We start from the raw sequence: 16,986 nt of genomic DNA, 5'->3' as shown, positions 1-16,986 counted from the left end.
GATTTTAGGATAGTATTATTTTATCATATAAATTAGGAGAGCTCAAATCAATTTAGAAGTGAATAGCATAAAAAGGAGGGGTAGGCATTCCCTCCTTTTGTGTTTTTTATAAGTTGTTTTCTATAGAAAGCTTACATCATGCCGCCCATCATGCTTGGATCCATTGTCGGAGCCGGAGCTACTGGTTCTGGTTTATTGGCTACAACTGCTTCCGTAGTCAAAATCAAGCTGGCTACAGATGCTGCATTTTGAAGAGCTGAACGGCTCACTTTAACTGGGTCGATGATTCCCTCTTCAATCATGTTGACCCACTCGCCAGTTGCTGCGTTGAAGCCTGTACCAACTTCAGCATTTTTCAAACGATCGATAACGATTGAACCTTCAAATCCTGCATTGTGGGCGATTTGACGAACAGGTTCTTCCAAAGCACGGAGAACAATATTGCGTCCTGTTGCTTCGTCTCCTGTCAATTCCAAATCAGCCACGGCTGGGATAACATTTACAAGGGCTGTTCCACCACCTGCAACGATTCCTTCTTCAACAGCTGCACGAGTAGCGTTGAGGGCATCTTCAATGCGGAGTTTCATTTCTTTCAACTCAGTTTCAGTTGCAGCGCCGACCTTAATAACCGCTACACCACCTGACAATTTCGCCAAGCGTTCTTGTAATTTTTCACGGTCAAACTCAGAAGTTGTGGTTTCGATTTGAGACTTGATAACTGCAATACGGTGAGAAATCGCTTCAGGATTTCCAGCACCTTCTACGATAACAGTGCTATCTTTGTCCACAGTTACTCTCGCTGCTTGACCAAGTGCTTCAATCGTCGCATCTTTCAACTCAAGACCAAGGTCTTCTGTGATAACTGTTCCGCCTGTTAAGATGGCAATATCTTCAAGCATGGCTTTGCGACGGTCACCAAAACCAGGTGCCTTGACTGCTACTACGTTGAAGGTTCCACGAATCTTGTTCAAAACAAGAGTTGGAAGAGCCTCGCCATCCACATCATCCGCAATAATCAAGAGGGGACGATTGCTTTGGAGAATGCTTTCCAAAAGTGGCAAGATTTCTTGGATATTGGAAATTTTCTTGTCTGTAATCAAAATGTACGGATTTTCAAGGTCAGCCACCATTTTTTCGCTATCAGTCACCATGTACTGTGAAAGGTAACCACGGTCAAACTGCATTCCTTCTACGACTTCAAGCTCTGTTTCCATACCACGTGACTCTTCGATGGTGATGACACCGTCTTTGCCAACTTTTTCCATTGCTTCAGAGATGTACTCACCAACTTTTTCAGAACGAGAAGATACGGCTGCAACTTGAGCGATAGCTTCTTTATTGGCAACAGGGATGGCGTTGTTTTTCAAAGCTTCAACTGCTGCGGCAACTGCTGTTTCAATCCCACGACGAATACCGATTGGATTGGCACCTGCTGTGACGTTTTTGATTCCTTCACGGACGATTGCTTGGGTCAAAACAGTTGCAGTTGTAGTTCCATCACCTGCGATATCATTGGTTTTTGAAGCTACTTCTGATACTAACTTAGCACCCATATTTTCAAAATGGTCTTCCAATTCAATTTCTTTGGCAATGGTCACACCGTCATTGGTAATCAATGGTGAGCCAAATGATTTTTCAAGAACGACATTGCGACCTTTTGGTCCCAAAGTTACTTTAACAGTATCTGCAAGGATATCGACACCACGGACCATAGCTGAACGGGCATCTGATGAAAATTTAATTTCTTTTGACATACTTACTTTCTCCTTCTATTCTTCAATGATTGCCAAGATGTTAGCTTCGCCTACGATGATGTACTTTTCATCGCCATCTTTGACATCAAGACCTGCGTGGGCTTCAACTAAGACACGGTCTCCAGTTTTAACACTTGGAGCAACCAAGTTACCGTTCAAGGTACGAACACCTTGTCCAGTAGCCACAACTTGAGCTGTTTTGGTTTTTTCTTGGGCTGAGCCTGCAAGGACAAAGCCCCCAACGGTTTGTTCTTTTTCTTCTATTTTTAAGACCACACGGTCCCCTAATGGTTTCAACATCTGATTTCCTCCATAATGAGATAGATATTATTAGCACTCTTTGAACTTGAGTGCTAATTCATAGTTCTATTGTATCACTTGGTCAGAAATAGTCAAGAAAAAAGTCTGACTTTCTCAAGATAAAAAGCCTGAGACCAACTCAGACTTTTTAATTCTTAAAATGGCAATTCTTCCTCTTCCAAGACCAAATCTGCCAAATCTTGGCCTGCATTATTTTCACGCATGGCACGTTGGGCACGACTTTCCAAGAGTTGGAATCCTGTCACAAGGACTTCGGTTACATAATTCATCTGACCATTTTTCTCAAAGCGACGGGTACGCAATTCTCCATCCACAGAAATAAGACTACCTTTGGTTGCATAGCTTGCCAAGGTTTCTGCTAGTCTGCCCCATAGAACCATATTAACAAAATCAGCTTCACGTTCCCCGTTTTGGTCTTTGTAACGACGGTTCACAGCGATAGTTGCTCGCGCTACTGACTTGTCATTGTTGGTTTTGTGCAATTCAGGTGTAGACGTTAAACGTCCAATCATGATAACTTTATTATACATATTTTTTCCTCCTACTTATCTATTCGTAGGAAATCAAAAAAAGTTACAGAAATTTGTAACTTTTCGAGAAAATTTTTTAGTTTTTATGAACCATGAAACCTGTCGCTTGTTGATTGGCCATGATGGTCATATCTGTAATCTGAACACGACGAGGTTGACTGGTCACATAGACTACTGTGTCTGCGATGTCTGGTGCCTGCAAGGCTTCGATTCCCTGATAAACCGTCGCAGCTCGTTCTTTATCACCGTGAAAACGCACTGTAGAAAAATCTGTTTCAACAATTCCAGGCTGAATGGTCGTCACCTTGATATCCGTTGCGATGGTATCAATTCGCAGTCCATCCGAAAAGGTCTTAACCGCAGCCTTGGTAGCTGAGTAAACAGCGGCACCAGCATAGGCATAAATTCCTGCGGTTGACCCCATATTGATGATATGTCCTTGATTGGCTTTTACCATTGCTGGCAAGAAAGAGCGAGTGACTGCCATTAAACCTTTGACATTGGTATCCAGCATGGTCAACATATCCAACTCTTCATAGTCCTGATAGGGTGCCAAGCCAAGAGCTAGTCCAGCGTTATTGACCAATATATCAATCTGACCTATCGTTTCTAGAATATCGGAGCAGACAGTCTTGACCATGGCCATATCCGTCACATCTAGTGAAAAAGTCCAAACTGTTTGATTTGGATAGATTGCTGCAAACTCCGACTTAAGAGTTTCTAATCTGTCTGTCCGTCGTCCAGTTAGAACGACATTCTCACCCTGCTCCAGATAAGCACGCGCAATTGCTTCACCAATACCTGATGTCGCTCCTGTAATCACTACATTTTTTGCCATCTTATTTCCTTCTATCTGGTCTATCAGATATTAACAACTTCTTAGGCAGTCCAGTGTTTAGCTGGGTCGAATGGTGTTCCGACAACTTGGTCTTCTGATAATTCAATAATACCACGTTTTTGTGGAGCATTTGGCAGATTCAATTCACGAGGACTGCACATCATTCCAAAACTCTTTTCACCACGAAGTTCGCCTGGGAAAATAAGATTGCCTTTGGGCATCATAGCTCCTGGAAGAGCTACAATGGTTTTCAACCCAACACGCGCATTGGGAGCTCCAGCAACAATTTGCACTGTCTTGTCACTTGCGACTGCAACTTGGCAGATGTTGAGGTGGTCACTATCTGGATGAGCTACCATCTCGACAATTTCACCAACAACAAACTTAGATTCCTTGTCATTAACAATTTCCTCTGTAAAGCCTTCTGCCTGCAATTCTTGGTTCAAACGAGCCACTTGCTCATCTGTTAAAAAGACTTGACCGCGCTCTGCAATTTCAAACAAACTTGAAACTTCAAAAATATTCCAAGCCACTGTTTCCCCAGTTTCTTTGAGAAAAACACGGGCTACCCTGCCTTTGCGCTCCACATCCAGTTTGGCATCTCCGCTATTTTTCACGATGACCATAAGGACATCACCGACATGTTCTTTATTATATGTAAAAATCATTGTTTCCTTTTCTCCTATTTCAGTCCTGCTAAAAAGTCGTTAATTTGTTGCTTGCTTTTACGGTCGCGATTAACAAAACGACCAATTTCCTTGTCCTTCTCTAGAACAACAAGGCTAGGGATTCCATATACATCCCATAGTTTGGCCAAATCCATATACTGGTCTCGGTCCACTCGAATAAAGGTAAACTCTGGATTGGTCTCCTCAATTTCTGGCAAGGCAGGATAGATGTAACGACAATCGCCACACCAGTCTGCTACAAAAAGAAAGACCTTCTTGCCATCTTTTTCTACTAAAAATGCTAATTCTTCTAAACTTGCTGGTTGTATCATAAGACTTCCTCCTCATAGACTAGGTCTTCATTTTCATAGACAAAGGTATAATGACGGCCATCCTCAAAAATGACGCCACCAACCAAGCTCTCTAGACTGCTTTCATAAACTTGAACATAGAGGGTCGCAATTTCCCCCATGTCGGAAAAATGGTCTCGTACAATCGCTGTCAACTCTTCCTGAGTCTTCATGAGCTTACGGTCATCTGCAACTTTTTTCGTAGCAAGGGCAAGGCTCCCAATACCAAACAGAGCCAGACCTGCCATCCACATTTTTTTAGCTTTCATACCATTCATTTTAACACAAAAAAGGCTTTAGGACAAATGAGGAAGCAGCAGAAAAGCAAGTAAAAAGCCTCTTCCTTAAAGGAAAAGGACTTCTTATACTCAATGAAAATCAAAGAGTAAACTAGGAAGCTAGCCGCAGGTTGCTCAAAGCACTTCTTTGAGGTTGTGGATAAAGCTGACGTGGTTTGAAGAAATTTTCGAAGAGTATTATGCTTATTGCCAGGCACCTGAGTTGCCAACGTAGTAACCATCAGGTGTGTAGGTATTGCGAAGCATCTTACCTGATGAAGCCAGATAATACCACTTGCCATTATCTTTGACCCAATCATTCGCTAGCATGGCACCAGAAGAACTTACATAATACCAGTCTCCCTTGTCATAAACCCAAGCGCTTGCTTTCATGGCTCCTGAGCAATTAAAGGTTCAAAAAACTGTCCAATATCATTCATTTTTTTAAAAACATTTGACACTACATCATCCACGCTGTAGGACATAGATACATCAAACGTAAGAGCCAAAATATCGAAAAATATACAACTTTTAAAGGCAACATTTCATTTTTTAAAGTCTAACAACCATAGAACTGAAATCAGAGCAAGGCATCAATTTCCTACTCTTAGTACGCCTATTTTGATGATTTAAGTGAAGATTTTTTTATTTAACGTAGACAACCTCCAACTTTCCAAAAGCCACATCCCCACGGATAATCAAGGTTTTGCTGGTTGGGGCTAGAGGGGCATCTGCCTTGGCTACACCACAGAAAGTTTCCACCTTCAAATCAACTCTCCAATGTTGGGGAACATAGATAACTGCATTGCCAAAACCAACTTCCACCTTCAGGGTTGCGGTATCTCCTAAAATCTCTGCATTGTCATAATATATCTTGGCATTGCCAAAACCAACTTCTACTTGGTCTTCTACCAATTCTTGGTTTTGCTTGTAGAAAGTCCCAGTCCCAAAAGCAACTTCCTTATCTACAAGAATGTTTTTTTCACCATCATACCACCATTTTTTCCCATTCCAAGTTCTGTTAGAATGAGTGAGTACGCTGACACCCATTACAATCAAAATACTAGCCCAGAACAATGACTGATTTGGAATAGGTAAGATGTCATAAAAATGATTAGCAATCATTAAGGCTACTAGAACTGTAAAAGAGGCTGAAGTTAAGTGGCGACGCAACAAAGCTCCAACTGATTGGTAGGCAAAAAAAGCAATACCAATCAAGGGCCAAATGTGCCCTCCTAGAGAAGGGATTCCAAAATTTCCTTGTACTAATATTAAAGCTGCTAGTACAAGTAACACAATACCAAATGCTTTCTTTTTCATCTTATTACCTCATGTTTCTTAGATTTTCTTTTAGGAGGGATTGGTAATGCCGTGAGACATGAACCTCCTTGTGGGTCTGATAAAAGGAAATAGTGCCCGTTCCTGAAAAGGACTTGTCCACCGAGTAAACCTGACGGATATTAGCGATAGTTGACTTGGATACTCGACTGAAATAACGGGGCAGGATAGCCTCTAACTCATAGAGTTTAAGCCGAACCTCGTAGGCATCTTTCTGAGTATGGGCATAAATCTTGCTCCCTTCTGTCTCAAAAAAGAGAATTTCTGACAAGTCTAAGTAGTACTCACCCGTCCCCTTGTAAAAAATCAACCGAGGAGACTTGGACTCTTGCAAGAGACGTTGCAAATCCGCAATCTCATCTGTCAGGGCTGCCGCCTTTATGATAATTTCAGTTTCCTCTAAATTACTGTCAATTTCGATTCGTAACTTCATTCCATCTCCTTTCTGACTCTACTATATCAAAGCCAAAATAAGAAAACAAGAGCAAAAAAGTAAGTGGTTACTTTAGGCACGTAAGTGGTTCTAGGACCGCCTTATACTCTTCGAAAATCAAATTCAAACCACGTCAGCGTCGCCTTACCGTACTCAAGTACAGCTTGCGGCTAGCTTCCTAGTTTGCTCTTTGATTTTCATTGAGTATTAACTTACAGGTCAAAATAGAAAGAAAAGCACACCCCACGCAAGACCACAAATATAACCAACTACTACATCCTTGGGATAATGTACACCCCCTAAAACCCTCACCAACCCCAGCAAAGCTGAAAAGATCAAGCATACTAAGCCAATAGGTAGACTAGCATGCAGACAGGCCATGGAGATGATAGTTGCTGAAAAGACATGACGACTGGGCATAGACTGACCAGGACTATCTCTGTCAAGCAAGGGTTTAATATCCCATTCCTCATAAGGCCTAGGGGAATTGATTTTCTTACGAAGAAAGGACAAAATCACAAAACCTGATGCAGGGACAAACACATAAATCAAGACCTGTTTTCCAAGTCCTTCTTGGAGATAGATAGTTGCTAACAAGGTCAGATAAATCATAGGCATAACTACCGTCATGAACCGATTGAAAGCTCTTAACAATCTCAGAAGAAAGGGCTTATTTTTAATGTTAGCAGCCATGTGGTCATACCATTCTTGATAAATTTTCATATATTTTCTCATCGCTTACTCAAATTTTACTTGCAGGGAAGCACTTGTCTTCTAGTATAGTGCAGAAAAAGAAGGCCGTCAAGCCTTCTTTCGATTTATTCTTCTGCTTCGTCTTCTGTAAATTGACTGTTGTAGAGGTCAGCGTAGAAACCAGCTTGCGCCATTAGATCATCATGATTTCCTTGCTCGATGATATTGCCATCCTTCATGACCAGAATCAGATCAGCATTACGGATGGTTGATAAGCGGTGGGCGATGACAAAGGAAGTTCTGCCCTCCATCAAACGGTCCATAGCTTTCTGAATCAATTCCTCCGTCCGAGTATCAACAGAAGAGGTCGCCTCATCCAAAATCAAGAGTGGCGCATCTTTCAGCAAAGCACGAGCAATGGTCAAGAGTTGTTTTTGTCCGACAGACAAGGTCACTGTATCATCCAAGACGGTATCGTAACCATCTGGTAGGGTCATAATAAAGTGGTGAATCCCTACAGCCTTGCTGGCTTCAATCACGCGCTCATCACTAATCCCCTTTTGGTTATAGATAAGATTGTCGCGAATGGTTCCTTCAAAGAGCCAAGTATCCTGCAAGACCATTGAAAAGGAATCGTGTACTTCCGAACGCTTCATCTCTTTGGTATCTACACCATCGATACGGATACTTCCCTTATCAATCTCATAGAACTTCATCAAAAGATTGACAATGGTTGTCTTCCCAGCTCCAGTCGGTCCGACAATGGCAACCTTTTGACCTGCATGAGCTGTCGCAGAAAAGTCATGGATAATGGTTCGCTCTGGTGTATAACCAAAGGAAACTCGATCAAAGACTACTTGACCTTTCATATCGCTCAATTGTCTTTCTTTATGGGATTCGTCTTCCATTTCCTCTTCAGCTAGGAATTCGAAGACACGTCCCATGGCTGCACTAGCCTGCTGAAGACTGGTAATCCCTTGGGCGATTTGTGAAAGAGGCTGAGAAAAGATACGAACGTAGGCCATAAAGGCAACGATAATCCCGATACTGATGTGCCCATTTAAGGCCAAGGCTGCACCAACGATAATCACCAAGGCATAGCTAAAGTTCCCAATAAACATCATAATCGGCATCATAATCCCTGAAATAAACTGAGATTTCCAGATACTATCATACAGACGATTGTTTAATGTCGCAAACTCTTCTTTCGTACTCTCGATGGCATTGTAACTGGTCACCACATTATGGCCAGAGTACATTTCCTCCACATAGCCATTGACAGCTGCCAAATCTTGTTGCTGACTCTTAAAGAAGCCCTGGGATTTGCCCATAAAGACAGACACGAAAGTAAAACCAATAAAGGTTGAAACAACCGTCACCAAGGCTAAAATCCAGTTCATCCCAAACATGGTTACCAAGACTGCTAAAACCAATAAACTAGATGAAAGAACTGTTCCCAGACTTTGATTAAGGGACTGGGCTGCAGTGTCAACGTCATTGGTTACACGAGACAAAGTATCCCCTTGAGAGTGTCCATCAAAATATCTCAATGGTAGGCGATTAATTTTCTCTGCAATGGCTCTTCTCAAACGCTCTGAAAAACGTTGAATAGCTGTTGTAAACAGAAAGGCCTGTAAATAATTTGATAGAAGTCCGATCACATAAATCACGGCCAAAAAACCACCAATAGTTGCAACCGCCGCGACATCTACACTGGTTCCCAGACCACTGGCAATGATATTGGTCATTTCCTTAATACGGGTTGGACCATATACGGTAATGATATTGGATAGGATTGTTGCTAGAAAGGCGATTAGAAGGGCAAACTGGAGGCCTGCAAGATAGGGTTTGCTCTGTTTCCAAAGAGACATTTTCTTATTTTCCATGTTCCAATTCCTCCTTCGATAGTTGTGAATAGGCAATTTCTTGGTAAACTTCGTTATTAGCTAGAAGTTCCCTGTGGGTGCCTTGCCCCACGACTTTCCCTTGATCCAAGACCAAAATCAAATCTGCATCCATAATCGTTGAAATACGCTGTGCGACGATGAGTTTGGTCATAGACTTGGTTTTCTCTGCTAGCTCTTGGCGTAGGACTCGATCTGTCTTGTAGTCCAAGGCTGAGAAGGAGTCATCAAAGATGAGGATTTCTGGCTTCCGAGCTAAGGCACGCGCAATGGCCAGACGCTGTCTTTGACCACCTGAGAAGTTGATTCCTCCTTGGGCCACTTCTGACGCTAAGCCCGCTTCCTTATCTTCGATAAAGTTCTTAGACTGGGCCAATTCCAAAGCTTGCCACATAGCCTGCTCACTAAGCGGTGTTTCTTGACTCTGTCCAAAGTCTAGATTGCCCTTGGCATCCCCTGAAAAGAGAACCGCTTTCTGAGGAATATAACCAACCTTGTTGCGCAAATCTTCTAAGGCATAGTCTTGAACATTGACACCGTCCACCAGAATCTCTCCTGCTGACACATCGTAGAATCGTGGAATCAGATTGACCAGAGTTGATTTACCAGAACCTGTTGACCCAATAAAGGCCACTGTTTGACCAGCTTCTGCTCTAAAGCTAACATGCTCGATAACCGCCTCCGAATTTGCCGCATAGCGGAAGGTCACATCCTTAAATTCGACCTGACCTTTGAGGTTTTCATCAGCCAGCTGCACTTGACCAGGGTTTTGGATAGACGAATGCAAATCTAAAACCTGATTAATCCGCTTAGCAGAGACCATAGTTCGGGGAAGAACGATGAAGAGTGCTCCCATGAGAAGGAAGCCCATGACAACCTGCATGGCATAAGACATGAAAACAATCATGTCACTAAAGAGAGGCAGACGCACTATCGGAGCAGCGTCGTTAATCACATAGGCCCCAATCCAGTAAATCGCCACACTCAAACCACTTGAAATCCCCATCATGATAGGGTTCAAAATAGCCATAAGACGGTTGACAAACAAATTCAAGCGTGTCAATTCATCGTTTGCTGCTGCAAATTTTTCATTTTGGTATTCTTCAGCATTGTAGGCACGAACGACACGAATACCTGTTAAACTTTCCCGAGTGATACTGTTCAGTTTATCTGTCAGCCCCTGAATCAAGGACTGTTTTGGAAAGGCCAGCGTCATCAAAACTGTCGTCATCAAAACATTGACAATCACTGCCACAAGTACGGCCCAGAGCCAGTATTCTGAATGTCCTAAAATCTTCCCGATAGCCCAGATAGCCATAATTGGACCACGTGTTACCACTTGCAAGCCCATGGTAATCAACATCTGAACTTGAGTAATGTCATTGGTGGTACGCGTCAAGAGGCTAGGAATAGAGAATTTCTTAATCTCTGTCTGCGAGTAATCCAAAACTCGGTTAAAAATATCACTTCTCAGCCTACTAGTATAAGAAGCCGCCACTCGGGATGCAAAAAATCCAACTGCAACTACGGACAAGAAGGCAAGAAAGGACATTCCCACCATCATGCTTGCCGGCTGCCACAACTCATCTAAATTAGTTCCTTGACTACCTAGCAAATCCGTAATTTTCGAGATATAGGTCGGCACTTCCAACTCTAGATAGACCGAAAAGCAAGTAAAGAGAATAGCAAGTAAAATCATCCCCCATTCTTTTCTACTAATTCGTTTGGCTAATTTCTTCATTCTCTCCTCCTATTCCCTTGATATTTTCCTGTAGTTGAGCCAGGACTTTCTCAAAAATCAGTAATTCATCTTCATCAATGTCTTCCATCAACTGCTTGTCTATTCGTTCAAAAAAAGCCTTAACCTGTTGCATCTGAGAACGTGCTTTGTCCGTCAGACGAACAAATTTAGCCCGCTTATCGCTAGGACTCGCCTCCAATTCCACCAAACCATTTTGCACCATACGCTTGACCAAATTACTAGCAACAGACTTGGTAATATTGAGTTCCTGCTCGATATCTTTAATCAAGACCAAGTCTTGGTTTTTCTCACGATTATCCAAAAAACGCACAACCTGACCTTGAGGCCCACCCATAAATTCAATACCACAACGTTTGGCTTCCTTTTGCACCATCAGGTGAATCTGATGACCAAAACGCTTAAAGACTAACATCGGTTTATCCATACTAACTCCTTTCTAACTATCACATTTAGTTCTCCTAGGAACTAAATAAGTTTTCATGAGAACTATTTTACCACTTTGAAAAGAGATGTCAAGAAAAAGTTTCCTAGAGAACTATTTTCTTGATTCAAAAAATCCCAAGTGATTTTCTCACTTAGGATCATGTTCTATAGGTTAAATTAAAACCCATCTACGTTCGTATAAATCTTTTGGACGTCTTCGTCGTCTTCAAGAACGCTGTAAAGTTTTTCAAAGGTTTCAAGGTCTTCGCCTGACAATTCCACTTCTGACTGAGGAATCATTTCCAATTCAGTCACTTGGAATTCTTCAATACCAGACTCACGGAGGGCAACGATAGCCTTGTGAAGGTCAGTTGGCGCTGTGTAAACTGTGATTGTACCTTCTTGTGCTTCTACATCGTCCACATCCACATCTGCTTCTAGCAATTGTTCAAAGACTGCATCGGCATCTTCTCCTGCAAATACGATAACACCCTTGTTGTCGAAAAGATAAGAAACCGAACCTGAAGCACCCATGTTTCCGCCGTTTTTACCAAAGGCTGCACGGACATTAGCCGCTGTACGGTTAACGTTAGAAGTCAAGGTATCAACGATCAACATAGAACCGTTTGGTCCAAAACCTTCGTAACGTCCTTCTGTAAAGGTTTCATCTGTGTTTCCTTTTGCTTTATCAATCGCTTTATCGATAACGTGTTTTGGCACTTGGGCTTGTTTAGCACGGTCGATAACGAATTTCAAGGCTGAGTTTGATTCTGGATCTGGATCACCTTTTTTTGCTGCTACATAGATTTCTACACCAAATTTTGCATATACTTTAGAGTTAGCTCCATCTTTAGCCGTTTTCTTGGCTACGATATTGGCCCATTTACGTCCCATTAAGAATCTCCTTTTTTCACATTTTAATCTTTCTTATTATAACACAAGTTTTTTCGATTTTCACTAGAGGAAATGGATTTTATTAGCAAATACAGCTAGGATTGCACTTTGGTTACCAAGATTGCCTTTCTATCCTTATCAACATTCAAAAAACAAACTAGACCATATCTGCAAATAGAAAGTTTCAGCCAAGTTTGACAAAGTCCGCTCAAACTACTGTTTAGAGTTTGTAGATATAAGCGACAAAAACCATTATACTGCACCTTTTGTTGACAGTCTACTCCAAATATATGATAGTTCAAGTAAATACTTTGAAATTCAACAGTTCTTATAGGCACTATTGTATTCTAAGAAATCAATAGAAGAGTTTCTCACCAAACATCTATTACTCAATGAAAATCAAAGAGCAAACTCGAAAGCTAGCCGCAGGTTGCTCAAAATACTGTTTTGAGGTTGCAGATAGGGCTGACGTAGTTTGAAGAGATTTTCGAAGAGTGTAATTTATATGTTCCCGAAACAGAAATTTATGTTCTTTTTGATTTCACATGATACTGAAGTTAGACTAGTACAACGGAACTTCTAAAACAAGTAAAAGGTAGTTCATTCCCTGTATAGCAAGGAGTTTCACTACCCTTTTTACTTTTTCTTACAGCCACTGTTTGATAGACTCATTTTAACATCACGAGCCTAGTCCAAAGGAAAATCGCTAGGCAAGAGATAAACTTTCAGATATTCGCAGAGAGATCATCGCCTCTTTTTGTCGCAAGCATTCTTCTCTCCTAGTCATTTTCTACCTTATCCTCTACCTGAGGATAAAGAGTCGTTCCCCAAATAGAAATCGTCCGCTTGCGCACTAGGGGCAAATCGGTTTTTTCATAAACCGTACGCCACCATTCCCAGGCAAGTCCGGTACACTCTCTAATTTTGACAGAGAGATTGCGAACATTCCCTTTTAAAGGAATACTAGTGGTAAAATGAGCCGTCAAATCCTGGCCATTTCTGTCCCAAGCCTTAGGAGTCAAAACTTCTTTACCTTGATAATCATAGGATAATTCATCCCAAGTAATGTAATATTGGGCAACATAGGCACCACTATGATCCAAGAGTAAATCTCCGTTTCTGTAAGCTGTCACCTTAGTCTCAACATAGTCTGTACTGTTTTGAAAGGTCGCAACTACATTGTCCCGTAAAAAAGAAGTTGTATAGGAAATCGGCAAGCCTGGGTGATCTGCTGTAAAGCGACTGCCTTCTTGAATCAAGTCCTCTACCATATCCACCTTGCCTGTTACAACTCGGGCACCCGAACTTGGGTCGCCCCCTAAAATAACTGCCTTCACTTCTGTATTGTCCAAAATCTGCTTCCACTCTGTCTGAGGAGCTACCTTGACTCCTTTTATCAAAGCTTCAAAAGCAGCCTCTACTTCATCACTCTTACTCGTAGTCTCCAACTTGAGATAGACCTGACGTCCGTAAGCAACACTCGAAATATAGACCAAAGGACGCTCTGCAGAAATTCCTCTCTGCCTCAAATCCTCTACCGTTACAGTATCTTGAAATACATCTCCTGGATTTTTAACAGCATCTACGCTGACTGTATAATAGATCTGCTTAAAATTAACAATCTGAATCTGCTTTTCGCCCGAATGGACAGAGTTAAAATCAATATCAAGAGAATTCCCTGTCTTTTCAAAGTCAGAACCAAACTTGACCTTGAGTTGTTCCATGCTGTGAGCCGTGATTTTTTCATACTGCATTCTAGCCGGGACATTATTGACCTGACCATAGTCTTGATGCCACTTAGCCAACAAATCGTTTACCACTCCGCGAACACTTGAATTGCTGGGATCTTCCACTTGGAGAAAGCTATCACTACTTGCCAAACCAGGCAAATCAATACTATAAGTCATCGGAGCACGATCGACCGCAAGAAGAGTGGGATTATTCTCTAACAAGGTCTCATCCACTACGAGAAGGGCTCCAGGATAGAGGCGACTATCGTTGGTAGCCGTCACGGAAATATCACTTGTGTTTGTCGACAAGCTCCGCTTCTTTCTTTCGATAACAACAAACTCATCGGGTAGCTGATTCCCCTCTTTGATGAAACGATTTTCAATACTTTCTCCCTGATGGGTCAAGAGTTTCTTTTTATCGTAATCCATAGCTAGTATAAAGTCATTTACTGCTTTATTTGTCATCTTCTACCTCCTAATAAGTTCCTGGATTGAGTTGCATAAACTCAGACTTGTTCAGCGAAATCAGCCGTGGTTGGACTAAGTGATCCAAAATTTCCTCGTATAATTCTTCTGAGACATTGCGTCGCCGTCTGGCTAGATAAGAAGTCGGAATGACCGTATTATCCAACATAAATACCTTATCTAAGTCAATCAAGGTTGGTCTTGTAAAAGGATTACGAGCTAGATCCGGCTCTTCTATCATAAAGTTCTTGACCAAACGTCTGGTCAAGAGAGCTGGTTTGAAGGTCTGATTTTTAACCAACTCTTTGTTTTTAGTCATGCTGTTGTCAATACAGATATACATATGATTCTTCACAGCCAAATCGCTACTAATAGTCGGAAAAGGCAAATAAAGAGCCACAACATCTCCTCTCTTAATCAAGCAAGAGCACCCCCTTTTCTCCTAATGTAACATAGACAGGATTGACCAAGTCTTCTGATTGACTCAGAATTTCCAAAGTTTGAGTTTGGCGCCCTGTCAATTTAGTAGCATCTTGTCTCTTCAATACAAAATGCTTGTCGCCAATTACCTTGACACTATAATCCTTCTCCAAAGCTGACTGGTAAATCCACATCAGATCTTGTCTGTCCTGAGAACTCAAGAGAGAAGGATGTTCAAGTCCCCCAATAGTCTGATAAAAATCAAAAACAGGAGCCAACTCCTGCCAATCTGACTGGCTAGTTGTCAAGGCTAGAAAAAGAGCTTTGCGAGCTGATACTTCTTGGTTAGTCTTGAGAGTCCCCTTACCCTCCAAGTTTTTTAGAAAGTGGGAAACTCCAGAAAGCAAATCTTTCTCTAACTGCGAGAAATAAAAACCTTGCCTTCCCAAACACAAGTCTCTCAAGTCGCTTTCTCTAGCAAATAAGAGTTCAAACAGTTGATAGTAAAAGAAAAATATCTGGCACTGGGTCGCACTCATCTTTTCCTTGTCGGCTTCTTTTTTCAACCAGAGCAAGGGCAATAGGTAGCTGGATTGATACATTTCCTCCACCTCCTATTCTTTTTTCTCTGGAGCATCTGCACTAGCTGCCACTTCTTTTGACTGGATACTTTCCCACTGGTTGATTTCCTCTGAGATAAGACCTTCGCATGTCTTGACAAATAGGGCAAAAGCCTTGGTTTTTCCTGCATACTTCTCTGTTTGACATTGATAGAGGAATTTTTCTCTCTCCAGGAGTTGCGCAGTTTTTTGGTAAGAAATCCAGTGTTCCTTGGCATTATACAAATTGAGAATCCCCTCACACAGCAAGCCGAGACTGGATAAGGCAACCGAAATCAAACGGTAGCGATCACCTGGCATAGGAATAGCACAAAAGACAGCTATGAGGAAACCTGCCACGATTTCTGTTATTTTTAATACCTTATAGCGTCTACGATGTTGAACGCTTTTCTTTAAAAAATGAGCTATCTGTACGTCTAATCGCTCTGTCAAGTACATTTCTTCTGGCGTCATATTCGTAACTCCTTTCATTTACTTTGATAATCATAGTATAACATATTTGAATATCAAAGTATAGTAAAAACTGAACTATAACTTATTATAAAATCCAAATATGAAATATTTGTGAAATAAGGGAAAAATATCACAAATAAGATAGAACAAAAAGTTTCAAAATGATAAAAGCGCATAATACCTTGCCTTAAAAAGCTTGATATTATGCGTTTTATCAGAGAAAGATTTTCTGAATGTTCACCTCAAATTGAGTTTTTCCAACATTCTTTCAATCACTATTCTAGCTAGTTTCCAACTCGTCTAAACTTTGCTTATCTTAACTGAGCAAGAATAGCTTTGAGTTTCTCAACCAACTCATCTTCTGTTTGGTCAGACTCTTTCTCCTTGGCTAGGAAGGCAACCGCTTGAGCGAGAGCTTCTCGTGCTTGGTCAAGGACTTTCGCATCTACACTTGTAAGGTCGCCATCTTGCAGAACCTTAGTCAATTCCTTGGTCAATTTCTTGAGTTCTGACTCTTTCTTACGACGCGCGATGAGGAAGAGAAGGAGACCAAGAAGGGCTAGCAGGCTGCCAATCATCGTACCGTATGGAAGATGACCTTGCTCTTTCCTTATTTCTTTCGTTTCTTCTTCATCCTTAGTCGCTTGCTTGCCTTTCAAGGATTCGAGTGCTTCTTTGATCTTGGCAGCCATCTCTTTCAAGCCTGCCTCTGTCAAGTCAGCATTTCTAAGGGCTTCTTGACCCTCTCCGAGAATGACCTTCGCAGCGTCGATGACAGATTGATCAATACCATCCAAGTCTTTCAAACGAGTTTCCAAGTCTTGAATCAAATCTCTTAAGACGGATTTATCAACCTGTTTCTCTTGACTCGATTGAGCGCCTCCAGCGAAAGCTACACTTCTACGGCTACGGACTGCTGGTGTCACAGAACTTCCAGATAGCCCTCGTGAAGACTCTGCTTCTGTCGCATTTCCTGTTTCTCTCTGTTGAGTAGATTGACCAGTAGCTTGATTCATCGAATCTCCTGAATGAGCTGGAGCGCTTGGAGTAGTAGGCTGATCTTGGTTATTTGCATCGCCTTGACCGCCATCATCATTGATTGCACTAATTGC

At 41.7% G+C, this 16,986-nt stretch carries 19 protein-coding genes and 1 pseudogene; all 20 read right to left on the bottom strand.

The window, feature by feature from the left end; translation table 11 throughout:
* Positions 1–131 precede the first annotated feature (131 nt).
* Entirely contained in the window at positions 132–1,754 is a 1,623-nt protein-coding gene (gene groL / locus HT701_RS02890; protein WP_023940332.1) for a chaperonin GroEL, read from the bottom strand.
* A 15-nt stretch (positions 1,755–1,769) separates the two neighbouring features.
* Positions 1,770–2,054: a co-chaperone GroES gene (groES, locus tag HT701_RS02885; RefSeq protein WP_081530038.1), complete on the bottom strand. Its 285-nt coding sequence runs from the start codon at positions 2,052–2,054 to the stop codon at positions 1,770–1,772.
* 155 nt (positions 2,055–2,209) lie between these two features.
* Complete coding sequence (locus tag HT701_RS02880; protein ID WP_000282467.1) at positions 2,210–2,605, bottom strand: single-stranded DNA-binding protein; 396 nt, start codon at positions 2,603–2,605, stop codon at positions 2,210–2,212.
* 76 nt (positions 2,606–2,681) lie between these two features.
* Positions 2,682–3,443 (bottom strand): SDR family NAD(P)-dependent oxidoreductase, encoded by a 762-nt coding sequence (locus tag HT701_RS02875; RefSeq protein ID WP_050261815.1) that lies wholly within the window; start codon positions 3,441–3,443, stop codon positions 2,682–2,684.
* Between the two features lie 41 nt (positions 3,444–3,484).
* Positions 3,485–4,111, bottom strand: a complete 627-nt coding sequence (gene ytpR / locus HT701_RS02870; protein WP_119919756.1) for a YtpR family tRNA-binding protein — start codon at positions 4,109–4,111, stop codon at positions 3,485–3,487.
* A gap of 14 nt (positions 4,112–4,125) precedes the next feature.
* Positions 4,126–4,443 (bottom strand): thioredoxin family protein, encoded by a 318-nt coding sequence (locus HT701_RS02865; protein ID WP_119919755.1) that lies wholly within the window; start codon positions 4,441–4,443, stop codon positions 4,126–4,128.
* A complete protein-coding gene (locus HT701_RS02860) occupies positions 4,440–4,739 on the bottom strand; it encodes a DUF4651 domain-containing protein (RefSeq protein WP_023940339.1) in 300 nt (99 codons plus the stop codon). The genes HT701_RS02865 and HT701_RS02860 overlap by 4 nt, the downstream gene beginning before the upstream one ends.
* Positions 4,740–4,943: 204 nt before the next feature.
* Positions 4,944–5,141, bottom strand: a pseudogene (locus tag HT701_RS02855) (N-acetylmuramoyl-L-alanine amidase family protein); the annotation flags it as partial.
* A gap of 243 nt (positions 5,142–5,384) precedes the next feature.
* The gene (locus HT701_RS02850; RefSeq protein WP_119947260.1) at positions 5,385–6,059 is read right to left on the bottom strand and encodes a hypothetical protein; all 675 of its coding nucleotides are present in this window, start codon (positions 6,057–6,059) and stop codon (positions 5,385–5,387) included.
* A 4-nt stretch (positions 6,060–6,063) separates the two neighbouring features.
* Entirely contained in the window at positions 6,064–6,510 is a 447-nt protein-coding gene (locus HT701_RS02845) for a LytTR family DNA-binding domain-containing protein (protein ID WP_000776601.1), read from the bottom strand.
* Positions 6,511–6,729: 219 nt separating this feature from the next.
* A complete protein-coding gene (locus HT701_RS02840; RefSeq protein ID WP_166728265.1) occupies positions 6,730–7,233 on the bottom strand; it encodes a phosphatase PAP2 family protein in 504 nt (167 codons plus the stop codon).
* A gap of 95 nt (positions 7,234–7,328) precedes the next feature.
* Entirely contained in the window at positions 7,329–9,089 is a 1,761-nt protein-coding gene (locus HT701_RS02835) for an ABC transporter ATP-binding protein (RefSeq protein ID WP_172931206.1), read from the bottom strand.
* A complete protein-coding gene (locus HT701_RS02830) occupies positions 9,079–10,848 on the bottom strand; it encodes an ABC transporter ATP-binding protein (RefSeq protein WP_138705846.1) in 1,770 nt (589 codons plus the stop codon). Before HT701_RS02830 ends, HT701_RS02835 begins: the two co-directional genes overlap by 11 nt.
* Positions 10,823–11,293, bottom strand: coding sequence for a MarR family winged helix-turn-helix transcriptional regulator (locus HT701_RS02825; protein WP_119919750.1), 471 nt, complete (start codon positions 11,291–11,293; stop codon positions 10,823–10,825). Before HT701_RS02825 ends, HT701_RS02830 begins: the two co-directional genes overlap by 26 nt.
* A gap of 176 nt (positions 11,294–11,469) precedes the next feature.
* Complete coding sequence (locus HT701_RS02820) at positions 11,470–12,186, bottom strand: YebC/PmpR family DNA-binding transcriptional regulator (protein WP_023933340.1); 717 nt, start codon at positions 12,184–12,186, stop codon at positions 11,470–11,472.
* Between the two features lie 779 nt (positions 12,187–12,965).
* A complete protein-coding gene (gene ply, locus HT701_RS02815; protein WP_119919749.1) occupies positions 12,966–14,381 on the bottom strand; it encodes a cholesterol-dependent cytolysin pneumolysin in 1,416 nt (471 codons plus the stop codon).
* Positions 14,382–14,391: 10 nt separating this feature from the next.
* Positions 14,392–14,802: a hypothetical protein gene (locus HT701_RS02810; RefSeq protein ID WP_000595757.1), complete on the bottom strand. Its 411-nt coding sequence runs from the start codon at positions 14,800–14,802 to the stop codon at positions 14,392–14,394.
* Positions 14,795–15,403, bottom strand: a complete 609-nt coding sequence (locus tag HT701_RS02805) for a hypothetical protein (RefSeq protein ID WP_138705847.1) — start codon at positions 15,401–15,403, stop codon at positions 14,795–14,797. Before HT701_RS02805 ends, HT701_RS02810 begins: the two co-directional genes overlap by 8 nt.
* Positions 15,404–15,415: 12 nt before the next feature.
* Positions 15,416–15,874 (bottom strand): DUF4231 domain-containing protein, encoded by a 459-nt coding sequence (locus tag HT701_RS02800; protein WP_031233612.1) that lies wholly within the window; start codon positions 15,872–15,874, stop codon positions 15,416–15,418.
* A gap of 311 nt (positions 15,875–16,185) precedes the next feature.
* On the bottom strand, positions 16,186–16,986 hold an 801-nt coding region (locus HT701_RS02795), incomplete at its 5' end, for a hypothetical protein (RefSeq protein WP_240152353.1).

Origin of the sequence: Streptococcus sp. 10824 (assembly GCF_013276595.1) — a bacterium.
In the GTDB taxonomy this organism is placed as follows: domain Bacteria; phylum Bacillota; class Bacilli; order Lactobacillales; family Streptococcaceae; genus Streptococcus; species Streptococcus pseudopneumoniae.
The sequence above is the reverse complement of the archived record's forward strand: the minus strand, read 5'-3'. Positions and strand labels throughout refer to the sequence as shown.

Bases quoted from the DNA above. Each gene is read 5' to 3' on its own strand.
- groL (WP_023940332.1), bottom strand. From the start codon at position 1,754: ATGTCAAAAGAAATTAAATTTTCATCAGATGCCCGTTCAGCTATGGTC.
- groES (WP_081530038.1), bottom strand. From the start codon at position 2,054: ATGTTGAAACCATTAGGGGACCGTGTGGTCTTAAAAATAGAAGAAAAA.
- HT701_RS02880 (WP_000282467.1), bottom strand. From the start codon at position 2,605: ATGTATAATAAAGTTATCATGATTGGACGTTTAACGTCTACACCTGAA.
- HT701_RS02875 (WP_050261815.1), bottom strand. From the start codon at position 3,443: ATGGCAAAAAATGTAGTGATTACAGGAGCGACATCAGGTATTGGTGAA.
- ytpR (WP_119919756.1), bottom strand. From the start codon at position 4,111: ATGATTTTTACATATAATAAAGAACATGTCGGTGATGTCCTTATGGTC.
- HT701_RS02865 (WP_119919755.1), bottom strand. From the start codon at position 4,443: ATGATACAACCAGCAAGTTTAGAAGAATTAGCATTTTTAGTAGAAAAA.
- HT701_RS02860 (WP_023940339.1), bottom strand. From the start codon at position 4,739: ATGAATGGTATGAAAGCTAAAAAAATGTGGATGGCAGGTCTGGCTCTG.
- HT701_RS02850 (WP_119947260.1), bottom strand. From the start codon at position 6,059: ATGAAAAAGAAAGCATTTGGTATTGTGTTACTTGTACTAGCAGCTTTA.
- HT701_RS02845 (WP_000776601.1), bottom strand. From the start codon at position 6,510: ATGAAGTTACGAATCGAAATTGACAGTAATTTAGAGGAAACTGAAATT.
- HT701_RS02840 (WP_166728265.1), bottom strand. From the start codon at position 7,233: ATGAAAATTTATCAAGAATGGTATGACCACATGGCTGCTAACATTAAA.
- HT701_RS02835 (WP_172931206.1), bottom strand. From the start codon at position 9,089: ATGGAAAATAAGAAAATGTCTCTTTGGAAACAGAGCAAACCCTATCTT.
- HT701_RS02830 (WP_138705846.1), bottom strand. From the start codon at position 10,848: ATGAAGAAATTAGCCAAACGAATTAGTAGAAAAGAATGGGGGATGATT.
- HT701_RS02825 (WP_119919750.1), bottom strand. From the start codon at position 11,293: ATGGATAAACCGATGTTAGTCTTTAAGCGTTTTGGTCATCAGATTCAC.
- HT701_RS02820 (WP_023933340.1), bottom strand. From the start codon at position 12,186: ATGGGACGTAAATGGGCCAATATCGTAGCCAAGAAAACGGCTAAAGAT.
- ply (WP_119919749.1), bottom strand. From the start codon at position 14,381: ATGACAAATAAAGCAGTAAATGACTTTATACTAGCTATGGATTACGAT.
- HT701_RS02805 (WP_138705847.1), bottom strand. From the start codon at position 15,403: ATGTATCAATCCAGCTACCTATTGCCCTTGCTCTGGTTGAAAAAAGAA.
- HT701_RS02800 (WP_031233612.1), bottom strand. From the start codon at position 15,874: ATGACGCCAGAAGAAATGTACTTGACAGAGCGATTAGACGTACAGATA.